The organism is Sulfitobacter sp. SK012, from assembly GCF_003352085.1.
Lineage (GTDB): Bacteria > Pseudomonadota > Alphaproteobacteria > Rhodobacterales > Rhodobacteraceae > Sulfitobacter.
Window position 1 is genome coordinate 809,541 of sequence record NZ_CP025804.1, and the last position, 16,368, is coordinate 825,908.

General features: G+C 57.9%; 19 protein-coding genes. 8 read left to right on the forward strand and 11 right to left on the reverse strand.

The features are described 5' to 3' along the window. The first annotated feature begins 96 nt into the window (after positions 1 to 96). The 4 genes from uvrC to C1J03_RS04070 all read left to right on the forward strand — a co-directional run bounded on the left by uvrC (position 97) and on the right by C1J03_RS04070 (position 3,452). Positions 97 to 1,962 carry an excinuclease ABC subunit UvrC gene (uvrC, locus tag C1J03_RS04055; protein WP_114883963.1) on the forward strand — a complete coding sequence of 622 codons (1,866 nt, stop codon included), beginning with the start codon at positions 97 to 99 and terminating at the stop codon, positions 1,960 to 1,962. 133 nt (positions 1,963 to 2,095) lie between these two features. Then, positions 2,096 to 2,761: a CDP-diacylglycerol--glycerol-3-phosphate 3-phosphatidyltransferase gene (pgsA, locus tag C1J03_RS04060; RefSeq protein WP_114883965.1), complete on the forward strand. Its 666-nt coding sequence runs from the start codon at positions 2,096 to 2,098 to the stop codon at positions 2,759 to 2,761. Next, complete coding sequence (gene moaD / locus C1J03_RS04065) at positions 2,761 to 3,006, forward strand: molybdopterin converting factor subunit 1 (protein WP_114883967.1); 246 nt, start codon at positions 2,761 to 2,763, stop codon at positions 3,004 to 3,006. Before pgsA ends, moaD begins: the two co-directional genes overlap by 1 nt. Positions 3,007 to 3,008: 2 nt before the next feature. Next, positions 3,009 to 3,452: a molybdenum cofactor biosynthesis protein MoaE gene (locus tag C1J03_RS04070; RefSeq protein WP_114883969.1), complete on the forward strand. Its 444-nt coding sequence runs from the start codon at positions 3,009 to 3,011 to the stop codon at positions 3,450 to 3,452. Positions 3,453 to 3,654: 202 nt separating this feature from the next. Here C1J03_RS04070 and C1J03_RS04075 read toward each other — a convergent pair whose 3' ends face one another. The 3 genes from C1J03_RS04075 to ubiA all read right to left on the reverse strand — a co-directional run bounded on the left by C1J03_RS04075 (position 3,655) and on the right by ubiA (position 6,902). After that, positions 3,655 to 3,984 carry a hypothetical protein gene (locus C1J03_RS04075; protein ID WP_114883971.1) on the reverse strand — a complete coding sequence of 110 codons (330 nt, stop codon included), beginning with the start codon at positions 3,982 to 3,984 and terminating at the stop codon, positions 3,655 to 3,657. Beyond that, positions 3,971 to 5,878, reverse strand: a complete 1,908-nt coding sequence (locus C1J03_RS04080; RefSeq protein WP_114883972.1) for an OmpA family protein — start codon at positions 5,876 to 5,878, stop codon at positions 3,971 to 3,973. The genes C1J03_RS04075 and C1J03_RS04080 overlap by 14 nt, the downstream gene beginning before the upstream one ends. A 61-nt stretch (positions 5,879 to 5,939) precedes the next feature. After that, positions 5,940 to 6,902: a 4-hydroxybenzoate octaprenyltransferase gene (ubiA, locus tag C1J03_RS04085; RefSeq protein WP_114883974.1), complete on the reverse strand. Its 963-nt coding sequence runs from the start codon at positions 6,900 to 6,902 to the stop codon at positions 5,940 to 5,942. 11 nt (positions 6,903 to 6,913) lie between these two features. On the opposite strand from ubiA, the gene C1J03_RS04090 reads away from it, so the two are divergent. The 4 genes from C1J03_RS04090 (at position 6,914) to C1J03_RS04105 (ending at position 10,469) form a co-directional block, all read left to right on the forward strand. Continuing rightward, complete coding sequence (locus tag C1J03_RS04090) at positions 6,914 to 7,642, forward strand: 16S rRNA (uracil(1498)-N(3))-methyltransferase (RefSeq protein WP_114883976.1); 729 nt, start codon at positions 6,914 to 6,916, stop codon at positions 7,640 to 7,642. Beyond that, positions 7,639 to 8,493: a GNAT family N-acetyltransferase gene (locus C1J03_RS04095; protein ID WP_114883979.1), complete on the forward strand. Its 855-nt coding sequence runs from the start codon at positions 7,639 to 7,641 to the stop codon at positions 8,491 to 8,493. The genes C1J03_RS04090 and C1J03_RS04095 overlap by 4 nt, the downstream gene beginning before the upstream one ends. Next, entirely contained in the window at positions 8,490 to 9,017 is a 528-nt protein-coding gene (locus C1J03_RS04100; protein ID WP_114883982.1) for a hypothetical protein, read from the forward strand. The genes C1J03_RS04095 and C1J03_RS04100 overlap by 4 nt, the downstream gene beginning before the upstream one ends. An 81-nt stretch (positions 9,018 to 9,098) precedes the next feature. After that, positions 9,099 to 10,469: a glutamate--cysteine ligase gene (locus tag C1J03_RS04105; RefSeq protein ID WP_114883983.1), complete on the forward strand. Its 1,371-nt coding sequence runs from the start codon at positions 9,099 to 9,101 to the stop codon at positions 10,467 to 10,469. 10 nt (positions 10,470 to 10,479) lie between these two features. Here the strand turns inward: C1J03_RS04105 and C1J03_RS04110 are convergent, their stop codons facing one another. From C1J03_RS04110 to C1J03_RS04145, 8 genes are all read right to left on the reverse strand, one after another. Next, positions 10,480 to 11,046: a DUF805 domain-containing protein gene (locus C1J03_RS04110; RefSeq protein WP_162798441.1), complete on the reverse strand. Its 567-nt coding sequence runs from the start codon at positions 11,044 to 11,046 to the stop codon at positions 10,480 to 10,482. Positions 11,047 to 11,198: 152 nt separating this feature from the next. Further along, entirely contained in the window at positions 11,199 to 11,855 is a 657-nt protein-coding gene (locus C1J03_RS04115) for a hypothetical protein (RefSeq protein WP_114883988.1), read from the reverse strand. Beyond that, positions 11,852 to 12,130, reverse strand: a complete 279-nt coding sequence (locus tag C1J03_RS04120; protein ID WP_114883990.1) for a hypothetical protein — start codon at positions 12,128 to 12,130, stop codon at positions 11,852 to 11,854. The genes C1J03_RS04115 and C1J03_RS04120 overlap by 4 nt, the downstream gene beginning before the upstream one ends. Beyond that, entirely contained in the window at positions 12,127 to 12,735 is a 609-nt protein-coding gene (plsY, locus tag C1J03_RS04125; RefSeq protein ID WP_114883992.1) for a glycerol-3-phosphate 1-O-acyltransferase PlsY, read from the reverse strand. Before plsY ends, C1J03_RS04120 begins: the two co-directional genes overlap by 4 nt. Before the next feature lie 3 nt (positions 12,736 to 12,738). Beyond that, entirely contained in the window at positions 12,739 to 14,010 is a 1,272-nt protein-coding gene (gene pyrC / locus C1J03_RS04130; RefSeq protein WP_114883994.1) for a dihydroorotase, read from the reverse strand. After that, positions 14,007 to 14,549 carry an aspartate carbamoyltransferase catalytic subunit gene (locus C1J03_RS04135; RefSeq protein ID WP_114883997.1) on the reverse strand — a complete coding sequence of 181 codons (543 nt, stop codon included), beginning with the start codon at positions 14,547 to 14,549 and terminating at the stop codon, positions 14,007 to 14,009. The genes pyrC and C1J03_RS04135 overlap by 4 nt, the downstream gene beginning before the upstream one ends. A 207-nt stretch (positions 14,550 to 14,756) precedes the next feature. After that, entirely contained in the window at positions 14,757 to 15,293 is a 537-nt protein-coding gene (locus tag C1J03_RS04140; protein WP_114883999.1) for a hypothetical protein, read from the reverse strand. Continuing rightward, positions 15,290 to 16,237 carry an aspartate carbamoyltransferase catalytic subunit gene (locus C1J03_RS04145; protein WP_114884002.1) on the reverse strand — a complete coding sequence of 316 codons (948 nt, stop codon included), beginning with the start codon at positions 16,235 to 16,237 and terminating at the stop codon, positions 15,290 to 15,292. Before C1J03_RS04145 ends, C1J03_RS04140 begins: the two co-directional genes overlap by 4 nt. Positions 16,238 to 16,368 lie beyond the last annotated feature (131 nt).

Below are 16,368 nucleotides of genomic sequence, written 5' to 3' on the forward strand. Positions count from 1 at the left end.
AAGTTATCGGCAGAGTTATCCACAGGTTTGGTGGACATGTTTTGTCTTGAACCCGTCCAATAGCCAGTGCAGCCAAACGGAGAATCACGCGCTCTTATGACATCCCCCGACGTTCCGATAAAAACAGGCCACGAGGTTATTCAGGCCTACCTCAAGACGATCGACGGATCGCCGGGCGTTTACCGAATGCTCGATAGTGAAAGCCGCGTGCTTTATGTCGGTAAGGCGCGCAATTTGCGGGCACGGGTCAGCAGTTATGCACGGCCAACGGGGCACACTGGGCGTATCATGCGGATGATCGCGAACACGGCCTCGATGATGTTCCTGACCACTCGGACAGAGACCGAAGCACTGCTCTTGGAGCAAAACCTGATCAAGCAGCTCAAGCCCAAATTCAACGTGCTGCTGCGCGATGACAAGAGTTTCCCAAATATACTTGTGACAGCTGATCATGATTATCCACAGATCAAAAAGCACAGAGGTGCCAAAAAGGAAAAGGGTGCGTATTACGGTCCTTTCGCCAGTGCGGGGGCGGTGAACAGGACGCTCAATCAGCTACAACGGGTCTTCTTGTTGCGCGACTGTTCCAATGCGATGTTTGAGAGCCGCACCCGCCCCTGTTTGCAGCATCAGATAAAGCGGTGCTCGGCCCCATGTGTCGGTAAGATTTCTGCCAGCGATTATACCCAGACCGTCCGCGACGCCGAAAAGTTCCTGGCAGGAAAGAACGCTGATATTCAGAATCGTCTAGCGACCGAAATGAATACCGCATCCGAGGCGATGGAATTTGAACGGGCCGCAGCACTACGTGATCGGATCAAGGCGCTGACACAAGTGCAGACAGCACAAGGTATCAACCCCAAAGGCGTATCTGAGGCTGACATTATTGCGCTGCATTTGCAGGACGGGCAGGCCTGTGTTCAGGTGTTTTTCATCCGGTCGGGCCAGAACTGGGGAAACCACGATTATTATCCACGCGTGGGCGCGGATGTGGATGCAGCAGAGGTGCTGGAGGCGTTCATCGGGCAGTTTTATGATACCCGCGAACCGCCACGCCAGTTGATTTTGTCCAACGAGATCGAAAGCCCTGATCTGATGGCTGACGCGCTGAGTATCAAGCTAGGCCGCAAGGTCGAACTGTTGGTGCCACAGCGCGGCGAAAAGGCCGAACTAGTTGACGGTGCGCTGCGCAATGCTCGCGAAAGTCTGGCGCGCAAAATGGCCGAAACCGCGACACAGACGAAGTTGCTGGCGGGGCTCGCTGAGGCGTTTGATTTGGAAACCCCGCCAGATCGGATCGAAGTCTATGACAACTCGCACATCCAAGGGGCCTTTGCGGTTGGCGCGATGGTCGTGGCCGGGCCAGAGGGAATGATCAAAAATCAGTACCGCAAATTCAACATCCGTGGTGAAAACCTGACACCGGGTGATGATTTCGGCATGATGAAAGAAGTGCTCACCCGCCGCTTTAAACGCCTGCTCAAAGAGGATCCGGAACGAACAAGTGGGACTTGGCCGGACCTGTTGTTGATCGATGGTGGTGCAGGGCAGGTGAGTGCTGTGGCTTCGATCATGCGTGAATATGGTGTCGAAGATATTCCTATGGTTGGCGTGGCCAAAGGTGTGGACCGAGATGCAGGTAAGGAAGAATTCCACCGCGTTGGCAAAACCGTAAAGGCGCTGCGGCACAATGATCCAGTGCTCTATTTCGTGCAGCGGATGCGGGATGAAGCGCACCGATTTGCCATTGGGACGCACCGGGCCAAGCGGGCAAAGACTGTGGGGGCCACACCGCTTGATGATGTGCCGGGCGTCGGGGCGGGGCGCAAACGCGCGCTGTTGGCGCATTTCGGATCAGCAAAAGCTGTGGGGCGGGCGAACCTTGGGGATCTCAAGGCCGTTGATGGGATATCTGATGCGCTGGCTGAAACGATCTATGCCTATTTCCATGAAGGCAGCTGAGCGCAAGCGGATGCGCCCGATGACCCTAAAGAGCTGCCACATTGCGCATGCCCTTCAGGAATACTATGGCGAAAGAAAGCTGGTAAGCTGCTTGGTGCTTTTACACCGGCGGGACGCGATGTAGGGTAACGATATGACGTGGAATCTGCCAAATATACTAACGCTGATACGGTTGCTTGCTGCGCCGGGTGTCGCTGTGATGTTTCTATATTTCACAAGACCTTATGCCGATTGGTTCGCATTGGTTTTATTCGTGTCTGCGGCAATAACGGATTGGTTCGATGGCTATCTGGCGCGGACCTGGAAGCAAGAAACCAAACTTGGTGCCATGCTGGATCCGATTGCTGATAAGGCGATGGTGGTGATCGCGCTGATGGTGATTATTGGCTTTTCGAGCTGGTCACCTTGGTTGGTATTGCCCAGTACGGTGATCTTGTTTCGCGAAGTATTTGTGTCAGGGCTACGAGAATTTCTAGGCGATGTCGCAGGCACGCTGAAGGTCACGAAACTGGCGAAATGGAAGACCACATTTCAGATGATCGCGATCGCAGTTTTGTTCAGCCAGGGTGTGTTTGAACACTATCTGGGCATGTCGGTTTTCGGGATGGACCAAACGATGGTGGACGACATTATGGCTGGGCGTGAAGAGGACGTTCTGGGGCTGGGTTGGAAGCTGATGGGGATGGAATGGGCCGGACGTATCGGCTTGATGTTGCTGTGGATTGCGGCTGCGCTTACGGCAATCACGGGTATTGATTACTTTATCAAGGCGATGCCGCATTTGCGGGAGGGTCGGTGATGGATGTGCTCTATTTTGCTTGGGTTCGCGAGCGGATTGGTCTGCCGCGCGAACAGGTTCAGACACAGGCCGCGACGGTCGCAGACTTGGTAGCAGAACTGTCGGCGCGCGAAGAAAGATATGCTTTGGCGTTCAGTGACTTGAGCGCGTTGCGTGTTGCCGTGGATCAAGAACTTAGCGATTTCTCAGCGCCGCTTGATGGTGTGCGCGAGGTCGCGTTTTTTCCACCCATGACGGGGGGGTAGCCATGCGCGTTTCCGTGCAAGAAGCCCCTTTTGATTTGGGTCAGGAAACATCTGATTTTGCCAGCGGGCACAAAGATTTAGGGGCCATTGTTACCTTTACAGGCGTGGTTCGCGACCTGCCCGACGACCCGCTTGAGGCGATGGAAATCGAGCATTATCCCGGCATGACCGAAGCGGCGCTGCGCGAGATGGCGCAAACCGCCATGGAGCGGTTTTCACTGGGTGATGCGTTGGTTATTCATCGCCATGGCCGGCTGTTGCCGGGGGAGCAGATCATGATGGTTGCGACGGCGGCGCGGCACCGCAAGGACGCTTTTGAAGCCGCTGAATTCCTGATGGATTACCTTAAATCTCGGGCACCCTTCTGGAAGCGAGAGATTTCTGGAAAAGGGGCCTCTTGGGTCGTGTCGAAAGACGAGGATGAGGCGGCGCTGAAACGGTGGTGAGGCAACCTGCGGAAAGTGTGTGGCCCGTGGCCGCGAAAACCGTTGGTAAACGCCCGTAAAACAAGGCCAAGCCGGGATGCACGATGCGTACACACGATGTGCACAACATGTGCACCGGGACGTGCACGCTGATTCTGGTAACACGCCGCTCGGTAGACTTCTTTATGAAACAATAATGTCTGGGGAACGCCGGTAGGAAACCTTAGCTGGCCTGCTGCTGTTGCTCGATAAAGGCGCGCATTTCTTCGGCCTCGTGACGGGCATCGCGTAGGCCGTCCATGGCAGCGCGCAGCTCGGCTTCGGTTTGGGCCAGCTGATTGGTTAATTCTGCCTCGCGCTGCTGCAAATAGGTGATTGCCTGATCGCGGGTTTCTTCGGCTTCGTGGAGCTCTTGGCTCATTTTATCAAGCTGGGCCACGTCACCCGCAGCGACGCGCGTAAAGCGGTGCAAAAGCCAATTGGCGAACCATCCCAAACAGAAGGCCACAAACAGAATGATCGCTGTTGCCAGAACGAATTCAGTTCTGCTCATCTGGAGTGTCCTCTTCGGTGGTTGCCGTTTCTGTATCGCTGTTTTCTGTCACGCTTTCCAGCGTTGTTTGCTCAGGATCGGCAACTGTATCGGGACGGATGAGGCGGAATTCGATGCGGCGGTTGGCTTCGCGGCCGGCTTCGGTCTTGTTGTCGGCAATTGGGGTTTCTTCGCCGAAGCCCGTGGCGGTGAAAGACCGTGTCGGGACCCGGCGCGCGCGCAGCTCGTTTAGAACAGATTCGGCACGGCTTTGGCTGAGGGCAAGGTTCATTTCTTCGCGGCCTTGGCTGTCGGTATAGCCCTGGATTTCGAGTTGTAACTCGCCGCAGCGCTTAATGACTGCGGCGATGTCATCCATGGTCCCTAGTGCGGAAGCGTCGATGGTGGCGCTGCCGGGTTCAAAGTTGATCTTGCCGGTGCTCAGAATCGCGCCGATTTCTGCTTCGCATTCGTCCGGTGTTGGAAGGCCCAGCACGGGATCTAATTTTTTCTGATAAACGACGTCGACGTCAAGTTCGGTTCCACCGCCCAGCTTGCCCAGAAGGAGCGTGGAAATTTCGCTGCTGGCGTCTGGGTTTCCGGTGTTGCCGCTGATCGACAGTTTGGTGGGCGTGACGACCAAAACACCGTTGCTGAGACCAGACAGCGCTTCAATCCCAGCGAGGACACGGGTGGCCCAATCACCTGGCAAGTCGTCGACGATGCGGGCGGCGGTGTAGACTTTGTCAGACCCAAACCGAGCCTTTGCGTAGCTGTCAGCAAGTTCGCGCAGGGGTGCGCCCGACACGCGGCCGCGCAGTTGCACCTGACCTTCGGGGCTGAGCGTTGCGGTGAATTCTGGCGGGCCTGCGTCGGGGTCTTTTATGGCGGGCAGTTTGGGGTCGAGCGCAAAGACATCTGGGAGGGCGGTTTCAAGTTCTCCCACGACTTTGTCGAAGAGCCGTTGATCGGTGCCTTCGAGGGCGATGAGGGTGATGTCAGCGTCTGCAAAGGTGATTGAACCGCCGCCGATATCGGTAAGTGCGGACATGGAGACGGCTACGGCCTCGGCCCATCTGGGACTTGGCACGCCAAGGCCGACAATGCAGCGCTGAGCACCAGTTGCCCCTGCTTTGATAGCCGCGGCGAGAATTTTGTCGCGGGCACGGTCGGTGTCTGCGGAACAGGCGTCGAATTTTGCGCCCTCGGGGGTGGCTTCGAATCGCAAGGTAAAGGGGGTGATCACAGGGCGCGGGGCAGAGATATCAAGGATCAGCGTGAGGCCGGGGTAGGTGGCCTTTTTCAAATCCGCCTCCAGCTTTTGCTTTGCGGCGGGGCTGTCGGTGATGGCAGTGATTGAGACGCGATTTGCTTCGATGGAGATTTTGGCGCGGGGAAGTTTTTCCATTTTGCTAAGAGCAAAGGCCAATGCACCTTCCCAGCCATCGGGGGCCGGATAATCAGCGGTTTGGAGCAGGTCGGCCACGCCGTGATCGCCCGCAATGTCATTAAAACGGTCCATCACAGCGTCGCGGTCCGTGGTGCCCGGGATCAGCCCAATGACCGAGAGGCCAGAATCGTTGCGCAGGATTTCTGCGGAAAAGCGGGGGGCTGCGATGGCGGCCTGCACTTCGACTTCCATCTCATCGATGACGCGGGCGGCGTCGACGATGCCGCCTGCGGTTGTCAGGGCCCGAAAACGGACGGCCTCGGTTGGGGCAACCCCTGCGAGGGTGACCTGCAGCCCATCGGCTTGGACTTCGGCCCACGTCATGTCGTCATCATCAAGTGCATTGCGGACGCCGATCTCGGAGTTCTCCTCGATCAGGGTGACAGAGTAGCTGGCCGTGATCAGGGACAGGCCCGCCGCGGTGATGAACGTGAAGAAAATGATCAGAAACGAAGACAGGCGCATGCGAACTTTCAGTGAGTTTTGCAGGTGGGGCGTTAATACGCCCGACGGGCCGGGGGTGCAATCACACCAACAGCGCAGCCGCGAAAAACAGCAGCGGGATTACGCCGGTATCACGGTTCGCGCGAAAGAGCTGCAGCATCTTGGCAGGATCATTGATGTCGAGGCCACGCTGTTGCCACGTCATGTGCCAGCCCATCGCCCAAGGCCCACCCAGTGCGATCACCATGGCAAGGACTGAAGCATTTGGCAGGCCAGCAAAGATCACCGCGATTCCCATGAGGCCAACCGCCGCCATCAAGAAACGGCGCAACCAAAAACCAGTGTTTTCGCCAAATAGCCTAGCGGTCGATTTCACCCCAATCAGCGCGTCGTCTTCGGTGTCCTGGTGGGCATAGATCGTATCATAAAAAAGAGTCCAGGCGATGCCTGCGAGGTAGAGAACAACGGCAGGGGCCTCAAGGCGACCAGTGTGTGCGGTCCAAGCCAGCAGGGCCCCCCAGTTAAAGGCGAGGCCGAGGAATACCTGGGGCCACCAAGTAAAACGCTTGGCAAAAGGATAGATCGCAACAGGCAGCAGGGCGAGCACCCCGAGGCCAATCGCGGCCTTGTTGAAGGTGAGCAGGATGCAAAAGGCAATCAGCGCTTGGGCGATCATCCAAATGGTGGCACCGCGCACGGTGACTTGACCTGCGGGGATCGGTCGTGAGCGGGTGCGCGCGACCTGCGCGTCATAATCCCGGTCGGTGATGTCGTTCCATGTGCAACCCGCGCCGCGCATCAGCCAAGCACCGATGCCACAGCCCAACGCTATCCAAAGATCACTCCACCCCATTTGTTGATCAAAAAGCATGGCGAGCGTCAGGCCCCACCAGCAGGGGAGCAGCAAAAGCCATGTTCCTATAGGCCGATCTGCTCGGCTGAGCCGAAGGTAGGGACGTGTGGCGGCAGGCGCATAACGGTCAACCCAATTGCCGGAAGCAGCATCAGCGACGGTCACATCTGGCGAAGGAGGCATGTCTTGCATATATCAGGTCCATGGACGCGAAAATTAGACTTTATGTAGAGCACCCATTGGGGGTGGGGCAATCGGTTCCTTTGGATCGTGCGCAGGCGCATTACCTTTTTGGGGTGATGCGGCAGGTCGTGGGCCGGCAGGTATTGCTGTTCAATGGTATTGACGGTGAATGGCAAGCTGAGGTCGTGGAGGCAGGTAAGCGTGGCGGGGTGCTGCGGTGTGACACGCAGCGCAATGTGTTGCAGATGCCGCCAGATCTGTGGCTGATGTTTGCCCCGATCAAAAAAGCGCGTACTGATTTTATTGTGGAAAAGGCCGCCGAGATGGGCGCACGGCGCATTGTGCCGGTGATGACGGCATACACCAATTCGGGCCGGGTGCAGCGAGACCGGCTGCAGGCCCATGCGGTTGAGGCAGCTGAGCAATGTGGCGCGACTTTTGTTCCTGAGGTGGCCGATGCGGTGAAGCTCGACCGTTTGCTGCATGATTGGGACAAAGACCGGCAGATTATGTTTTGCGATGAAGCGCTTGCGGGGGCTTCTTCTCCGGATACGTTGAAGGATAAAAGGGGTGCGCCTTGGGCCATTCTGATCGGGCCCGAGGGCGGATTTTCAGGAGACGAGCGCGCGCGACTTCAGGAATTTGAGCAGGCCCATGCAGTGGCTTTGGGGCCGCGAATTTTGCGCGCAGATACGGCCGCTGTGGCAGCAATGACCGTTTGGCAACAAGTCTTGGGGGATTGGGAATGATCCGCCAAGCTGTCCCCGAAGACGTCGATGCGCTTGATGCGTTTCTGTCCCAATATGCAGCAACTTCGATGTTTTTGCGCGGCAATCTGACAGCACATGGGGTCGGGGAGACGGCCCATACCCATGGAACAACCTATTTTATCCATGCGGATGCTGAAGGGTTTCGAGGGGTCGCAGGTGTGACAAATGGCGGCTATCTGATGTGTCAGGCCCCAAATGCGCCCCAAGGGTTTTGGCACAGTGTTGCCAATGCTGTTACGGGCCGGAAAATCGCTGGGATGACCGGCGAACCTGCGCAGATCGAACAGTTGTCGGCGGCGCTGGGCCTGAGGGCGGATGATTTTGCCATCAAGGACACACAGCCGCTTTATCAGGTGATGATCGAGATAGTAGCCGCCCCGCGTGACGGGCTGACACTGTGTAAACCTGAGCCTCTAGATGTGCCGATGCTGGTGGAATGGTTTGCCGATCACCACGCGGATACCGGCATGCCGGTGCCGGAGGCTTTGGGGATCAAAGGGCTGGCGCAAGGGTTTGTCGAAAAACCGGATGCGTGGATTCTGAGGGACGCGGATCAGCCCGTAGCAATGACAGCATTAAACGCGCGGGTTCACGATGTTGTGCAAGTTGGCGGCGTTTACGTGCCCCCGATGCTGCGTGGACATGGGTATGGCGGCGCTGCGGTCGCACTGCATTTGCGCAGTCTATACAAACGCGGCATCAAGTGCGCGATCTTGTTTGCCGCCAGTATTTTTGCGGCGCGAGCCTATGAAGCCATCGGGTTTATCCGGATTGGCAGTTATGAAATCGCGCTTTTGCCAGCACCCCGCTTGATCGGAGCCACCATATGAGTTTTTTCCGACCCGAAGCTAATGCCGCGCTGTGGCGCTGGCGCGAAGTGATTGTAGGCGGCGCTGTTGCCCTGTGGGGGCTGTGGTGGATTGCGGGGCCCGGCCAATTATTGGCGATACCGGGTTGGGCATTTGTGATCGGCGGCAGCGCTTTGATCTGGCTGGGCGTGCAGCGCGCGCGGTTTCGCGGCGATGGTGGCGGCGTGGGCGCAGTGCAGGTCGACGAAGGGCAGATCAGCTATTTTGGCCCTTTGACCGGCGGTGTGGTTGCCCTGCGTGAACTGGAACGGTTGAGCCTTGATACGACGGCCAAGCCTGCGCATTGGCGGCTTGATCAACCGGGGTCAGCACCCTTGCTTATTCCGGTGAATGCGGCCGGCTCGGAGGCGCTTTTTGATGCGTTTGCAACTCTGCCAGGCCTCAAAACGGAGCGGATGCTGAGCGAATTGCGCAGCCCACGTCCTCAACCAGTTGTGATCTGGGAACGCCGCCCCTTGCGTCCCCCGTCGGCGCTGTTGCATTGACACCCTGACCTAATGGCCGCAACCCTGCGGTGACCTGTTGAACACGCCGCTGGCGTACCCCTAATTATCGGAGCCTCCATCATGTCCATTCCTCAGTCCGGCGGCGGTCCCATCGAGCATTACAGCCAATTGGCCGAATTCCTTGCGGCGGGTTGTAAGCCTAAGGAAGACTGGCGCATCGGGACTGAGCACGAGAAATTCGGGTATTGCAAAGACACGCATTTGCCGCTGCCCTATGAAGGTGACCGTTCTATCCGCGCGATGCTGGAAGGCTTACGTGACCGTCATGGTTGGGCCCCGGTCGCAGAAGGCGGCAAGCTGATCGGGCTTGAAAAGGATGGAGCGAACATATCGCTTGAGCCGGGTGGGCAGCTGGAACTGTCAGGCGCACCTGTCGAAACCATCCATGAGACCTGCGATGAAGTGAACGTGCATCTGCGCGAAGTAAAAGACGTGGCCGATGATATTGGCGCGGGATTTATTGGCCTGGGTGCTGCCCCTGAGTGGACCCATGAGCAGATGGATCTGATGCCTAAGGGTCGCTACAAGCTTATGAATGCCTATATGGGTAAGGTCGGAACGATGGGTCGGGTGATGATGCGCCGGACGTGCACGGTGCAGGTGAACCTCGATTTCGGATCCGAGGCAGATATGATCCAAAAGATGCGCGTGTCGCTGGCTTTGCAACCAATTGCCACAGCGCTTTTTGCCAACTCGCCGTTTTTTGAGGGCAAAGTGAACGGTTATAAATCCTTGCGCAGCCGGGTCTGGCGCGATCTGGATTCGTCGCGCACAGGCATGTTGCCGTTTGTGTTTGACGAGGGTTTTGGGTTTGAGCGTTGGGTTGAGTACGCATTGGATGTGCCGATGTATTTTGTCTACCGCGATGGCAAATACATTGATGCGCTGGGCCAGTCGTTCCGCGATTTCATGGCAGGTAAACTGCCCGCTTTGCCCGGGGAGACACCAACGCTGAGCGATTGGGCGGACCATTTGACGACAGCCTTCCCTGAGGCACGGATGAAGAAATACATCGAAATGCGCGGGGCCGATGGCGGGCCATGGCGCAGGCTATGTGCACTGCCCGCGTTTTGGGTCGGGTTGATGTATGACCAGACCGCCCTTGATGGGGCGTGGGACTTGGTCAAAGACTGGACGGCAGCACAGCGCGATGCGCTTAGGACTGCAGCGTCCGTTGACGGTTTGCAGGCCGAGGTTACAGGCATCAACCTACATGAGATTGCCCGCGAAGCGCTAGCGCTGTCTGAGGCCGGTCTGAAGGCGCGTGCGCGTGCAGGCGCGGGTGGTTTGGTCCCTGACGAGACACATTTCCTGAATGCGCTGAAAGAAAGCGTTGAGACTGGCAAGGTGCCTGCGGATGAGCTGCTAGAGCAGTATCACGGCGAGTGGAACGGTGACTTGAGCCGAGTCTACGACGCGTTTTCCTACTGAGTTTAGCGGTTTAACCAGTCTTAAGCACGTGGGTGCGGTAGTAATCGCTGACCTCTGCTTTGCGCGCGGCAACCGTTTCAGGGTTGGCGACCTGATCGGTTTCGAACAGGCAGGCATAGCCTTGCATGGCACGTTTATGCGCATCCTGAGTGATTGGTTTGCCCGTCACATCTGTGCCGCCAAATGGTGGGGGGCCGTAGGCGTTGTGGTCGTTCTTGGACGGCAGGCAGTAAAAGATCATCAGGACAATCCCACCCAATGGCACAAAGGCGATAAGAAACCAGAAGCCCGAAAAGCCCGCGTCATGCAGTCGGCGGATTTGTAGGCTGAGGTAGGGGATGCCGGTGATGAGGGTCACGTAAAAGGTCGAGAACTCAAACGGTGAAACGTTCAGAAACCACATATCGCCGTGGGTGTTATAAAGCCCGGCGATCTTGAAGCCGTCAAAGACCATAGCGATGACGCCGACGATTGTGCAAATCAGGAAAAACCACCAGAATTCGGCCCGTGTTGCGCGACCAGAAAAGGTGAAAACCTTGACGAATGCGGTGTTGAGTGCCGTGAGTGGTCTGACCATTGCGAAGTGCCTCTTGATTACATGCAAGACCGTTTTCGATGCTCCTTGTGGCAGGATCATGGGCGAATTGGGGTAAAAAGAAGCCCCAAAGGTCTGGGCAACGTTTCAGCGATGACAAGAGAGGTTTTTGTGCGGCAGGGCCTCTTGGAAGGTTAGTCAGCTCTGTCGAGGGTCAGGCCGAAGATGCCGGACTTAAGTGCGATCTGGCGAAGGTCTTGCACGGTGCTGTAGCCCGCATAGGTCAGGCGCATCGTTGCGTTGGAAATCCGCAAAGGCGACAGGTGTCCGGGGCCGTCTGTGACGGTGTATTTAATGGTGCAAGTGAGGGTTTCGTCTTGGATTTTGGAGCGTGTGGGGGTGAGAGTGATGACCCGGCGACCGTCATAAATACGGATGGTTTCGGGACAACCTTGGGCCGTCAGCAAACGGCCGATTGCCGAGACGGGGTCGATGATGCCCACGGGCACGACGGCAGGGTCAGAGAGCTCGGTTTGTTCGGATGAGGGCTCAATCAGCGTGCTCGACGCGCGGCCCTCGGCGATTTGAACAGTCACAGTGCGCGATTTGCGGGTGGATTTGCTGATCCCGATGAAGGTCCGCGATGCATCCGTAGGGCGCGAGGAACCGGTGAACTTGCCGTTGAAGACATTCAAGGGGGTATTGTCGAGCGTGGTATCGAGCCGTCGCGTGGGGCCATCGGTGTAGGTCAGCGTGCCCAATTGCCTGTCTCCCAGCAGCACACGAAAGGTTTCGGCGCTGGCTGGCCCGGCGAGGCCTAGCACCAGAAGAATGGAAAGGAGGCATTTCATGAAGCAGCATCCGGGCGGTAGGCCTGCACAAAGGCGGCGACTTTGGCGGCTGGCATTTCGCAAGGGGCAAGGCGCGCGCCGCTGCCCAAATCGTAGAAATTGAGGCTGATATAATCGCTGCCATCCAGCGCTTCGGCGACCAACTTCATCGAGCGGCCTGCGTTAAAAAGGCTGCGTGTGGCGATGTAGCGGAGCCCATGGGCGGTGCCCGTGCTGGTGCCCTGAGGGATCGCAGCAAGTGCCGTCGCAAAGCCGTCAGGTGCTGACGTGCTCACCCCTTTTGGCCAATCTTAGGTTCCGTCCCCGCCTTGATCCGGCGGATATTGGCGCGGTGACGCCAGAAAATCAGCAACGTGAGCAGAATGCCCAGAAACAGCGCTGAGCCATAGCCGAGAAACACCAGCAGAAACGTTGAAGCCGCGGCGGCGACCAATGCGGCCATCGAGGATATGCGGGTGACAGCAGCCCCTATTAGCCAGGCAAGGCAGGCACCGATGCCCGCGGGCCATGCCAAAGCCAAAAGGATACCGAGAAACGTCGCGACGCCTTTGCCCCCCTTAAAGCCAAGCCAAACAGGATAGCAGTGGCCCAGCATCGCAGTCAGGGCAGCCAGTTGTGCGGCGTCTTCGCCAGCAAAGGCGCGCGCCAGCAACACGGCGACGGCCCCTTTGCCGCCATCCAGTAAAAGCGTCAGCGCGGCGGCGGGCTTGCTGCCAGTGCGCAAGACATTCGTGGCCCCGATGTTGCCAGATCCGATGTCACGTAGATTGCCCAGCCCCATGACCCGCGCGAGAACCATGCCAAAGGGGATGGAGCCCAGCAGGTATCCGATGACCGCCCAAAGCAGGAGGAGCGCGGCAGATGTTTCAATCAATGGCATGTCTTAGCCCTTATATACTTCGCGACCCGCAACGTAGGTCGCGCGCACTTTACCTTGCATGCGCATGCCGTCAAACGGCGTGTTGCGCGATTTTGACAGCAATGTGGCCCGGTCGAGGACAAAGGGCGCGTTTGCGTCAAACAAAACCAGATCAGCGGGAGCACCAACACTCATGCGACCGCTTGGCAGGCCAAGCCGGCGCGCGGGGTTCAAAGACAATGCGCGCCACAACACGGCAAGATCGATCATATCCGCATGGACCAAGCGCAAGGCGGCAGGCAGCAGAGTTTGCAGGCCAACTGCCCCGGAGGCGGCTTCTTCATACGGCAGGCGTTTGGATTCCTCGTCCTGCGGTGTGTGCATGGAACAGATGATGTCGATCAAGCCAGACGCGACAGCCTCAACCACAGCGATGCGGTCGTCTTCGTCGCGCAGGGGCGGCTTGAGTTTGAAAAAGGTGCGGTAGTCGGCCACGTCCAGCGCATTCAGCGTCAGATGGTGGATGCCAATACCCGCCGTAATATCGAGGCCATTGCGTTTGGCGCGTTCCAACGCAGGCAGGGCGCGGGCGGTGGTAATCTGATCGGCGTGGTATTTCGCACCGGTCATTTCGATCAGCGCGATGTCGCGGTCCAGCCCCATGCGCTCAGCCATGGACGACACAGCGGGCAAGCCCCGGAGCGAGGCGAATTTGCCCGAAGTAACTGCTGCCCCAGCGCTGAGAATCGGCTCTTGGGGGTGGGCGATGACCAGCGCGCCAAGTGAGCGTGCATAGGTGAGGGCGCGCGAGAACACTTTGGTGTCGGTGACCACGCGGTCGCAATCGGTAAAGGCGGCGGCCCCAGCATCCATCAAGAAACCGATTTCGGTCATCTCGCGGCCCTGCCGACCTTTGGTCAGAGCGGCCATGGGGATGACATTAACCGGTGAAGCCTCGTTCGCGCGGCGGGTGACAAATTCGAGGGTTTCGGGATTGTCGATGGCGGGCAAGGTGTCGGGGCGGGTGATCATGGTTGTCACGCCGCCTGCCGCTGCGGCGCGGCCCGCGGAGCGGTAGCTTTCCTTGTGACGCTCGCCCGGCTCACAAACTTTGACACCCAGATCGACGATGCCGGGCGCAAGGTAGCGACCTTCGCAGTCGATCATGGTTCCTTTGGCGGGATCATTGGCGCTGATCGCGGTGATTGTGCCGTCCTCAACCGTCAGGCTGCCGGGCGTGATCGTGCCTGCTTCGGGATCGATGATCTGCGCGTTGGTAAAATGCAGGAGGGTCATAGCGCGTCGCCTTTTTGTATGCGGCTCATCATCTGGAACACCTTTTGGCCGGGGTCAATGTCCTGAAAGCTGATGGGGGTTTGAACGGTCCCGTTTTTGCCCCGTCTTTTCCGAGCGGCAAAGGTGATCGTATCGAAAGTGCCGGTTTGTAAGGAGAGGGGGGAATCTGCGGTGATTGGATAGCTGTCCAGCTTTCGGGCTTTGAACGGCATATCGGTGGCAATGAACGCGCGGTGGCTGGTGAGGGTGTAAAAGCTGTGGCGGCGCCGGAGCGTGTCGCCCAGTACTGCTTTATAGATCAATCGAAGGCCCGCAGCAAAAAACAGCAGGCCGAACATCCAAATAAATCCTGCGGCTTTCACGGCTTGGGACATCCAAAAAATGGAGAAGGCAGTAAAAACAACACCAAAGATCCCGCTGGAGAGATCACCGGACCGCATCCGAAATCCCCCATCAGGGCGCCCTTGCCAAAGAATCTTTTCGTCCCTTTGCAGAATATCGCCCCACGGGTCGGATGTGATCTGGGCGGTGGTGTTCATGCCGCCACCCTGTTGCAGGGGGCGATAATGTTAGGCAGTGCAACCACGGTTTTGCCTTTGGGGCTCTTGAAGACACCCCAGAAGGCTCGCCAATGGGGCAAACCCAACGTCATTCGGCCAAAAAGACCATAAGGCCTGCGAGAGCAAACGCGACCAGCAGGGCAATCATGGCGATGCGGCCGGACATTTTGGGGTCTTTTGGTTCATTCATCGAAGGGCCCACCAGAAAATTAGGACTGCCAGCACAAATAGGGCTGCAGCGATTGCGGCACCACCTGCGCGGCCCTTGGGGGGCTCCGCTGGGGTAAGGTTCGGGGTGCCGGTGTAGGGTTGCGCGGCTTGAGCCGTAACAGGCGGGCCGGGAATTTCGAGAGCAGGTTCGCTGTAGCTGCCGATGAGTGTGAGGTCGCGGTGCGGTGACAGGGTGGTGGCCTCGTCGAAGGCTGCAGAAAAGAGCAGCAGCACATAGCCGTCCAGCGCGTCGAGCTTGGCACGATCGCGGGCAATATCACCGGGAGGAATGGCATAACCGTCCATAAGATACGCGGGCAGGCCAACGCCGGTAAGGTCGCTGATTGGGAAAAGCTCGACGGTGTCTTCGGGGGTCTGGGTGCCGAGCAGTTCTGCGATGACCTCAGATTTGGGCTGTCTTTTCAAAGCAACCGACATGGCCGGAATAGGCCGTGAAACGGCAAAAAGTCGGACAACGCCGAACTCGCCCGCTGGAATGTTGAGGGTCGTCATGCGGCCCCCTTGCGGGATTCAGTTAGGTTGCGTGCCAGCAGATCCATTGCAGCCATGCGGACTGCGACGCCCATTTCGACCTGGTCCTGAATGACGCTGCGGTTGATGTCGTCAGCAAGGGTTCCATCGATTTCGACGCCGCGGTTCATTGGGCCGGGATGCATCACAATCGCATCGGACTTGGCGTGAGAAAGCTTTGCCGCATCCAGCCCATATCTGTGGTAATATTCCCGTTCGCTGGGGATAAAACCGCCATCCATACGTTCTTTTTGCAGGCGAAGCATCATAACGACGTCTACGTCAGCGAGGCCTTCGGCCATGTCGTCAAAGACCTCTACGCCGAATTGATCGATCTGTGAGGGCATCAGCGTGGGCGGGCCAATCAGGCGAATGCGGTTTTCCATTTTACCCAAAAGCATGATGTTGGAACGGGCCACACGGGAGTGCGCAATATCGCCGCAGATCGCGATGGAAAGGCGGTGCAGACGCCCCTTGGCCCGGCGAATGGTCAGCGCATCCAGCAGCGCCTGCGTGGGGTGTTCATGACGTCCGTCACCGGCATTTAATACGGCGCAATTGACCTTTTGCGCCAGCAGATCCACCGCTCCTGATTGGGGGTGGCGCACAATCAACAGGTCGGGGTGCATGGCGTTGAGCGTCATGGCGGTGTCGATCAGCGTCTCGCCTTTTTTTATGGATGAGGCCTGCATCGCCATGTTCATCACATCAGCCCCAAGGCGCTTGCCTGCGATCTCGAAGCTGGCTTGCGTACGGGTCGAGTTTTCAAAGAACATGTTGATCTGGGTCAGCCCTGCCAACGCGTCGCCATGCTTGTTGGGTTGGCGGTTGAGATCCACATAGCTGTCGGCAAGGTCCAGTAAGGTGGTGATGTCGTCCTGGCTGAGGGGTTCAATGCCAAGCAGGTGGCGGTGGGCGAAACTCATATGTGCAAACCTTGGATAAGTTGGCCCGTTATAGGCGGGGACGCAGGTGGTCAGCAAGCGGGGGAAAGAAACATCAAGATGCCTACCCCAAGCGCATTTCAATCGTACCTGAAGGGGGATACCGGAGCGCG

Bases quoted from the DNA above. Each gene is read 5' to 3' on its own strand.
- ubiA (WP_114883974.1), bottom strand. From the start codon at position 6,902: ATGCAAGACATGCCTCCTTCGCCAGATGTGACCGTCGCTGATGCTGCT.
- C1J03_RS04115 (WP_114883988.1), bottom strand. From the start codon at position 11,855: ATGAAATGCCTCCTTTCCATTCTTCTGGTGCTAGGCCTCGCCGGGCCA.
- pyrC (WP_114883994.1), bottom strand. From the start codon at position 14,010: ATGACCCTCCTGCATTTTACCAACGCGCAGATCATCGATCCCGAAGCA.
- C1J03_RS04110 (WP_162798441.1), bottom strand. From the start codon at position 11,046: ATGGTCAGACCACTCACGGCACTCAACACCGCATTCGTCAAGGTTTTC.
- C1J03_RS04090 (WP_114883976.1), top strand. From the start codon at position 6,914: ATGGACGCGAAAATTAGACTTTATGTAGAGCACCCATTGGGGGTGGGG.
- C1J03_RS04095 (WP_114883979.1), top strand. From the start codon at position 7,639: ATGATCCGCCAAGCTGTCCCCGAAGACGTCGATGCGCTTGATGCGTTT.
- plsY (WP_114883992.1), bottom strand. From the start codon at position 12,735: ATGCCATTGATTGAAACATCTGCCGCGCTCCTCCTGCTTTGGGCGGTC.
- C1J03_RS04140 (WP_114883999.1), bottom strand. From the start codon at position 15,293: ATGACGACCCTCAACATTCCAGCGGGCGAGTTCGGCGTTGTCCGACTT.
- moaD (WP_114883967.1), top strand. From the start codon at position 2,761: ATGGATGTGCTCTATTTTGCTTGGGTTCGCGAGCGGATTGGTCTGCCG.
- C1J03_RS04135 (WP_114883997.1), bottom strand. From the start codon at position 14,549: ATGAACACCACCGCCCAGATCACATCCGACCCGTGGGGCGATATTCTG.
- C1J03_RS04105 (WP_114883983.1), top strand. From the start codon at position 9,099: ATGTCCATTCCTCAGTCCGGCGGCGGTCCCATCGAGCATTACAGCCAA.
- uvrC (WP_114883963.1), top strand. From the start codon at position 97: ATGACATCCCCCGACGTTCCGATAAAAACAGGCCACGAGGTTATTCAG.
- pgsA (WP_114883965.1), top strand. From the start codon at position 2,096: ATGACGTGGAATCTGCCAAATATACTAACGCTGATACGGTTGCTTGCT.
- C1J03_RS04070 (WP_114883969.1), top strand. From the start codon at position 3,009: ATGCGCGTTTCCGTGCAAGAAGCCCCTTTTGATTTGGGTCAGGAAACA.
- C1J03_RS04145 (WP_114884002.1), bottom strand. From the start codon at position 16,237: ATGAGTTTCGCCCACCGCCACCTGCTTGGCATTGAACCCCTCAGCCAG.
- C1J03_RS04075 (WP_114883971.1), bottom strand. From the start codon at position 3,984: ATGAGCAGAACTGAATTCGTTCTGGCAACAGCGATCATTCTGTTTGTG.
- C1J03_RS04100 (WP_114883982.1), top strand. From the start codon at position 8,490: ATGAGTTTTTTCCGACCCGAAGCTAATGCCGCGCTGTGGCGCTGGCGC.
- C1J03_RS04080 (WP_114883972.1), bottom strand. From the start codon at position 5,878: ATGCGCCTGTCTTCGTTTCTGATCATTTTCTTCACGTTCATCACCGCG.